The sequence below is a fragment of the Pseudomonas sp. Pse35 genome, assembly GCF_024519715.1.
GTDB lineage: Bacteria > Pseudomonadota > Gammaproteobacteria > Pseudomonadales > Pseudomonadaceae > Aquipseudomonas > Aquipseudomonas paracarnis.
This window is the reverse complement of the sequence record NZ_JALJRP010000049.1, coordinates 26,770-32,990: the sequence shown is the minus strand read 5'-3', so window position 1 is coordinate 32,990 and position 6,221 is coordinate 26,770. Positions and strand designations below refer to the sequence as shown.

Annotated in this window: 6 protein-coding genes; all 6 read right to left on the bottom strand. The window is 63.5% G+C overall.

Annotated features, from left to right (window positions below; all coding sequences use genetic code 11):
- Positions 1-177 precede the first annotated feature (177 nt).
- From OC445_RS25680 to OC445_RS25655, 6 genes are read right to left on the bottom strand one after another with little or no spacing between them, the layout of a single operon-like run.
- Entirely contained in the window at positions 178-1,581 is a 1,404-nt protein-coding gene (locus OC445_RS25680; RefSeq protein ID WP_198790577.1) for an amidase, read from the bottom strand.
- Entirely contained in the window at positions 1,578-2,846 is a 1,269-nt protein-coding gene (locus OC445_RS25675; protein WP_106117787.1) for a Zn-dependent hydrolase, read from the bottom strand. Before OC445_RS25675 ends, OC445_RS25680 begins: the two co-directional genes overlap by 4 nt.
- A 13-nt stretch (positions 2,847-2,859) precedes the next feature.
- Positions 2,860-3,555 (bottom strand): ABC transporter ATP-binding protein, encoded by a 696-nt coding sequence (locus OC445_RS25670; RefSeq protein WP_003192343.1) that lies wholly within the window; start codon positions 3,553-3,555, stop codon positions 2,860-2,862.
- The gene (locus tag OC445_RS25665) at positions 3,555-4,304 is read right to left on the bottom strand and encodes an ABC transporter ATP-binding protein (RefSeq protein ID WP_014719039.1); all 750 of its coding nucleotides are present in this window, start codon (positions 4,302-4,304) and stop codon (positions 3,555-3,557) included. The genes OC445_RS25670 and OC445_RS25665 overlap by 1 nt, the downstream gene beginning before the upstream one ends.
- The gene (locus tag OC445_RS25660) at positions 4,301-5,311 is read right to left on the bottom strand and encodes a branched-chain amino acid ABC transporter permease (protein WP_054897434.1); all 1,011 of its coding nucleotides are present in this window, start codon (positions 5,309-5,311) and stop codon (positions 4,301-4,303) included. Before OC445_RS25660 ends, OC445_RS25665 begins: the two co-directional genes overlap by 4 nt.
- A 1-nt stretch (position 5,312) precedes the next feature.
- Complete coding sequence (locus OC445_RS25655) at positions 5,313-6,173, bottom strand: branched-chain amino acid ABC transporter permease (protein WP_003192337.1); 861 nt, start codon at positions 6,171-6,173, stop codon at positions 5,313-5,315.
- Positions 6,174-6,221 lie beyond the last annotated feature (48 nt).

Below are 6,221 nucleotides of genomic sequence, written 5' to 3'. Positions count from 1 at the left end.
AAGATCAAAAGCAGATCAAGAGCAAGATCAAGAGCGGCTCGCTTCGCATCGTGGTTACCGTTGGCTGCTACAACCTACAAAATTGTGTAGAAGCTGCGACGGCGGTGTGTCAGGGGCCAATGTGCTGACTGAACCTGTGCTATCGCAGGCAAGCCAGCTCCCACAGTTGTAGGTATTTCAGGTCGGGATTTTCGGTGTGTGCAAGTGCGCTGTGGGGAATGCCTGTGCATACACGTGACACACCCTAAGTACCTGCTCATCGGCAAACCGAGCGCCCACCACATGCAAGCCCACTGGCAAGCCATTTGCCGCCAACCCGCAGGGCACTGACGCCGCCGGTTGTTGGGTGAGGTTGAACGGGTAGGTGAACGGCGTCCATTCCATCCACTCAGTCATTCCCGAATCCGGCGGTACGTTGTGCCCGGCTTCGAACGCGGTGATCGGCATCATCGGTGACACCAGCACATCGTAATGCTCATGGAAAGCTGCCATCCGTGCAACCAGCGCCGCCCGGGCTTCCAGGGCTGCGTTGAAATTGTCCAGGCTCAAGCGCTCGCCCCGTTGCGCAATGCGTAGCAGCCCAGGGTCCAGCAGTTGCTTTTGCGCCTCGCTCATCGTGCCGGTCAGGCGAGCGGCACCGGCGGCCCACAAGGTGCTGAAGACATCCAACGGGTCGCTGAAGCCAGGGTCGATCTGCTCGACATGGGCGCCCAGTTGCACCAGGCCCTGCACAGCCTGATCCACCACCTGGGCGACTTGCGGGTCGACTTTCACATAGCCGAACGTGGGGCTATAGGCGATACGCAACCCTTTCAAGTCCGTCCCTGGAACGAGCCAGGGCGTGGTTCGCGGCGCGCCGATCAAGCCGTCCCGTGCATCCGGTCGCGCCACGGCTTGCAGCATCAGCACACTGTCTTCCACGGTGCGCGTCATCGGCCCCAGGTGCGACAGGATCGTCATGGAGCTGGCCGGCCATTGCGGCACATAGCCGAAGGTCGGCTTGATCCCGAAGGTGCCGGTAAACGCACAGGGAATACGGATCGAGCCGCCGGCGTCGCTGCCCTGGTGCAGCACGCCCAGGTTCAACGCCGCTGCCGCACCGGCGCCCCCGGACGAGCCACCGGCGGTGGTGCGCGTGTCCCACGGGTTGCGGGTGATGCCGTACAGCGGGTTGTCGGTCACGCCTTTCCAGCCGAATTCCGGAGTGGTGGTCTTGCCCAGCAGCACCGCGCCGGCCTTGCGCATGAAGGCCGAGAAGGGCGCGTCCACGTCCCACGGGCCCTCGGCACTGGAGGTGCGTGAGCCTTTGCGCGTGGGCATACCGACTGTCAGCGTGAGGTCCTTGATCGACGCCGGCACGCCATCCAGGGCGCCGCAAGGTTCGCCCTTGAACCAGCGTTGTTCCGACGCCCGCGCAGCGTCCAGGGCGCCTTGCGGGTCGACATGGCAATAGGCATTCACCACCGGGTTATAGCGCTCGATGCGCAGCAGCGCATCTTCAGTGACCTCCACGGGGGACAAGCTTTTGTCGCGAAAATGCTGCAACAGCTGCACGGCTGTCAGTTGGCCAATCTCACTCATGCCAGATCCCCCTGGGCCGCGTTGACCATGGCGCGCAGCAACACCGCGCAGCCTGCGGCCAGATCATCCGGCGCGGCGTTTTCGATTTCGTTATGGCTGATGCCGCCTTCGCACGGCACAAAGATCATCCCGGCCGGGCCCAGTTCAGCGACGAAAATCGCGTCATGCCCGGCGCCGCTGACAATGTCCATATGGCTCAAGCCCAATGCCTGGGCAGCCTCGCGCACGGCGTTGACGCAGGTCGGGTGAAAGTCCAGCGGCGGGAAGTCGGCGGTGGGCGTCAGTTCAAACGTCAAGCCGTGGCGGGCGGCCGCGTCTTCGATCACTGCGCGCACTTCATCGACCATGGCTTGCAGCTTGTCGGCGTGCAGGTGACGCAGGTCGATGGTCATGTGCACCTGGCCGGGGATCACGTTGCGCGAGCCAGGGTGCAGGTTAAGGCAGCCGACGGTGCCGCAGGCGTGAGGCTGATGCTGATGGGCGATACGGTTGACCGCGCTCACCACCTCGGCAGCGCCCACCAGGGCATCCTTGCGCAGGTGCATGGGCGTAGGGCCTGCATGCGCCTCGACGCCGGTGAGGGTCAGGTCGAACCACTTCTGGCCCAGGCAGCCCATCACAACCCCCAGGGTAATCGCCTGGTCCTCCAACACCGGGCCTTGCTCGATATGCGCCTCGAAATAAGCGCCCACCGGATGGCCCAGCACCACACGCGAACCGGCATAGCCGATGCGCTGCAATTCGCTGCCTACCGACAGGCCCTGGTCGTCGAGTTTGTCGAGAGTCTCCTGCAAGTCGAACTTCCCGGCAAATACCCCGGAGCCCATCATGCACGGCGGGAAGCGCGAGCCTTCTTCGTTGGTCCACACCACCACTTCGATGGGTGCCTGGGTTTCAATCTGCAAGTCATTGAGCGTGCGGATCACTTCCAGCCCGGCCATTACCCCGTAGCAACCGTCGAACTTGCCGCCGGTGGGCTGGGTGTCGATATGGCTGCCGGTCATGACTGGGGGCAGGGCGGGGTTGCGTCCAGGGCGCCGCGCGAAAATATTGCCGATGGCATCCACACTGACGCTGCACCCGGCGGCTTCGCACCACTGCACGAACAGGTCGCGGGCCTGGCGGTCCAGGTCGGTGAGGGCCAGGCGACACACGCCGCCCTTGGCCGTGGCGCCGAGCCGGGCCAGGTCCATCAGTGACTGCCACAAGCGGTCGCGGTTGATCAGCGGGGCATTGCTCTGGAGCGGTTGCGCAAGACTGTTCATCATGAATCTCCACTCAGGCACTCAAGGCCAGGTAACGGTTTTTGATCGTCGGGTCGGCGCGGAAGTCAGCGGCGCTGCCCTCGTACACCACGCGGCCCTGTTCGAGCACGTAATGACGGTCGGCGAGCTTGTCGCAGACCATCAGGTTCTGTTCCACCAGCAACACCGGCAGACCCTCGTCCTTGACCTTGCGCAGGATCTTCACCAGCTCGTCGACGATCACCGGGGCCAGGCCTTCAGTGGGTTCGTCGAGGATCAGCAGCTTGGGGTCGTTAAGCAGGGCGCGGGCGATGGCCAGCATCTGCTGTTCGCCGCCGGACAACGCATGGCCGGCGTTTTTGCGCCGCTCCTTGAGGCGCGGGAACATGGCGTATACGTCTTCCAGTTGCCAGCGGCTGTGCTTGCGGGCAGCGATGCGCAAGTTTTCCTCCACCGTCAGCAGGCGGAAAATCCCGCGGTTTTCCGGCACCAGCGCCAAGCCCTGGCGCGCAATTTCAAAGATCTTTTGCCCTACCAACGCCTGGCCGTTGAAGTGGATCTGACCCTGGCGCGGGCAGATGATGCCGAGGATGCTGCGCAGGGTGGTGGTCTTGCCGGCACCGTTACGGCCGAGCAGGGTCACCAGTTCGCCAGGGTTGACGCTCAGCGACACGCCCTCAAGCACATGGCTTTTGTCGTAGTAGGAATGGATATTCTCGACGATCAGCATCAGGCAGCCTCCCCAAGATAGGCAGTACGCACACGTTCATCGGCGCGCACGAACTCCGGCGTGCCTTCCACCAGGATCTGCCCATGGCTCATCACCGTGATGCGCTGGCTGATGGACATGACGATGCTCATGTTGTGTTCGATCAACAGCACCGTATGGTCGCGCCCAAGGTCGCTGATCAGTTGGGTCATGATCGGAATATCGTCGATGCCCATGCCCGAGGTGGGCTCGTCGAGCATCAACAGTTTGGGTTTGGAGCAGATCGACATGCCCACCTCCAGCACCCGTTGCTGGCCGTGGGACAACTCACCGGCCAGGGTGTCGGCGCGTGCCGTGAGTTGCAGGCGTTCCAGCACCTGGTCGGCCATCTCCAGGTGTTCGCGCTGGCTGTCCACCCGACGCCAGAAGTTCAAGGCACGCGAGCCATCGCGGCCCTGGGCGGCCAGGCGCAGGTTTTCGCGCACGCTGAGGTTCTGGAACAGGCTGGTGAGTTGGAACGAGCGCGCCATGCCCAGGCCGACGCGGCCGTGGGCGGGCTTGCGCATCAGGTTCTTGCCGTCGAAATGGATCGCCCCGGCGGTGGCCTGGCGTTCACCCGTCAGGCAGTGGAACAGGCTGGTCTTGCCCGCGCCGTTGGGGCCGATGATGGTGTGGATGGTGCCGGCTTCGACCTTGAGGTTGACGCCATTGACCGCATGGAACGCGCCGTAGGCCAGCTCCAGGTTCTGGGTTTCCAGCAAGATACTCATAGCCCGTCCTCCTTGGCGACGACCGCGGGTTTGCGCGTGCCGCGCACCTTCTCGAACAGCGACGCGAGGCCGCCCCACAAACCGCCGCGCATGAAGATCACCACCAGGATCAGGATCACCCCCAGCAGCATCAGCCAGCGCGGCCACAGGTCGGAAAGGAAGTCGCCCAGCAGCACGATGGAGCCGGCGCCCAGCAGCGAGCCGAACAGCGAGCCGGTGCCGCCGACGATGGTCATGATCAGGATGTTCTCGGACATTGCCAGGTCGATATTCGACAGCGGCACAAAGTGCAGCAGCATGGCGTACAACGCCCCGGCAATCCCGGTGACCGCACCGGACAGCACGAACACCAGGATCTTGAAGTGGCGCGTGTCGTAGCCGATGGCCGAGGCGCGGGTTTCGTTCTCGCGGATCGCCATCAGCGTGCTGCCAAACGGCGAAGCGATGACCCGGCGTGCGCCGATGAAGATCAGCAGGAACAGCACCGCGACAAAACCATAGAAGGCACGGGCATCGGCCAGGGACAGCAGCACGGTGTCGCCCACACGAATTTCCGGGCGCGGTACGCTGAGCAGGCCGTTGTCGCCGCCGGTCCAGTCGCTCAGGGTGTAGGCGACGAAGTACGCCATCTGGCTGAACGCCAACGTGAGCATCACGAAGTAAATGCCCGTGCGCCGAATCGCCAGGGCGCCCACCAGCAGCGCCAGGAAACCACCGGCAATCGCCGCGCCCAGCAACGCGGTGAACAGGCCCAGTTGCAGGTGGATCATCAACAGCGCCGCACAATAAGCACCGGCACCAAAGAAGATGCCTTGGCCGAAGGACAGCAGCCCGGTGTAGCCCAGCAGCAGGTTGCAAGCCAGGGCGGCCATGGCAAAGATCAGGATCTCGGTGGCCAGGGTCGCCGAGGGCAACACCAACGGCAGGCCGATCAGCACGGCCAACACCCACAGCAACATGGCTCTGGATTGGGTCTTGGCAAACGGCAGGGGATTTTTATCGCTCATGTCAGGCTCTCCCGAACAGGCCATAAGGGCGTACCAGAATCACCACGGCCATGGCGCCGTAGATCATCAGGCTCGCACCCTGGGGCCAGAGTGTGGTCATCAGGCTTTGCACCACGCCCACCAGCAAACCGCCGACCAGCGCACCGCTGAACGAGCCCATGCCGCCGATCACCACCACCACGAAGGCGATGCCCAGAATCTCCGGGCCGACAAAGGGCTGGGCGCCGCGCAAGGGCGCAAACAACACCCCAGCGACACCGGCCAGGGCGACACCAAGGGCGAAGGTCATGGAGAACAGGCGGAAAATATTGGTGCCCAGTAGCGACACGGTTTCGGTGCTTTCACTGCCAGCGCGCACCAGAGCACCGAAGCGCGTACGTTCCAGCAGCAGCCACAGGCCCAGGCCCACCAGCCCGGAAAATACGATAAGGAACAGGCGGTAGTAGGGGTAGACGAAATCACCCACCACCAGCACGCCGCGCAACAGTTCCGGCACGGCGACGCTTTTGCCCACCGGGCCCCAGATCATCACGCTGGCTTCCTGGATGATCAGGGCGATCCCCAGGGTCACCAGAATCTGGAACATGTGTGGCAAGTGGTAGATGCGCTGGATCAGCAAGCGCTCGATCACCCAGGCCAGTGCGGCCACCACCAGCGGCGCGATCAGCAGCGCCAGCCAGAAGTTGCCGGTGAGGCTCACCGCGGTGTAGCAGATGTAGGCGCCGAGCAGGAAAAACGCGCCGTGGGCGAAGTTGACGAAGTTGAGCAGGCCGAAAATGATCGTCAGCCCCACTGCGATCAGGAAGTAGATCATCCCCAGCCCAAGGCCGTTGAGAATCTGGAACAGGTACAAATTAAGCATGCAGGCACCCTCCGCAGACGGCCGCTTGCACGGCCCTGCGCGACAAAA

Bases quoted from the DNA above. Each gene is read 5' to 3' on its own strand.
- OC445_RS25680 (WP_198790577.1), bottom strand. From the start codon at position 1,581: ATGAGTGAGATTGGCCAACTGACAGCCGTGCAGCTGTTGCAGCATTTT.
- OC445_RS25675 (WP_106117787.1), bottom strand. From the start codon at position 2,846: ATGAACAGTCTTGCGCAACCGCTCCAGAGCAATGCCCCGCTGATCAAC.
- OC445_RS25670 (WP_003192343.1), bottom strand. From the start codon at position 3,555: ATGCTGATCGTCGAGAATATCCATTCCTACTACGACAAAAGCCATGTG.
- OC445_RS25665 (WP_014719039.1), bottom strand. From the start codon at position 4,304: ATGAGTATCTTGCTGGAAACCCAGAACCTGGAGCTGGCCTACGGCGCG.
- OC445_RS25660 (WP_054897434.1), bottom strand. From the start codon at position 5,311: ATGAGCGATAAAAATCCCCTGCCGTTTGCCAAGACCCAATCCAGAGCC.
- OC445_RS25655 (WP_003192337.1), bottom strand. From the start codon at position 6,173: ATGCTTAATTTGTACCTGTTCCAGATTCTCAACGGCCTTGGGCTGGGG.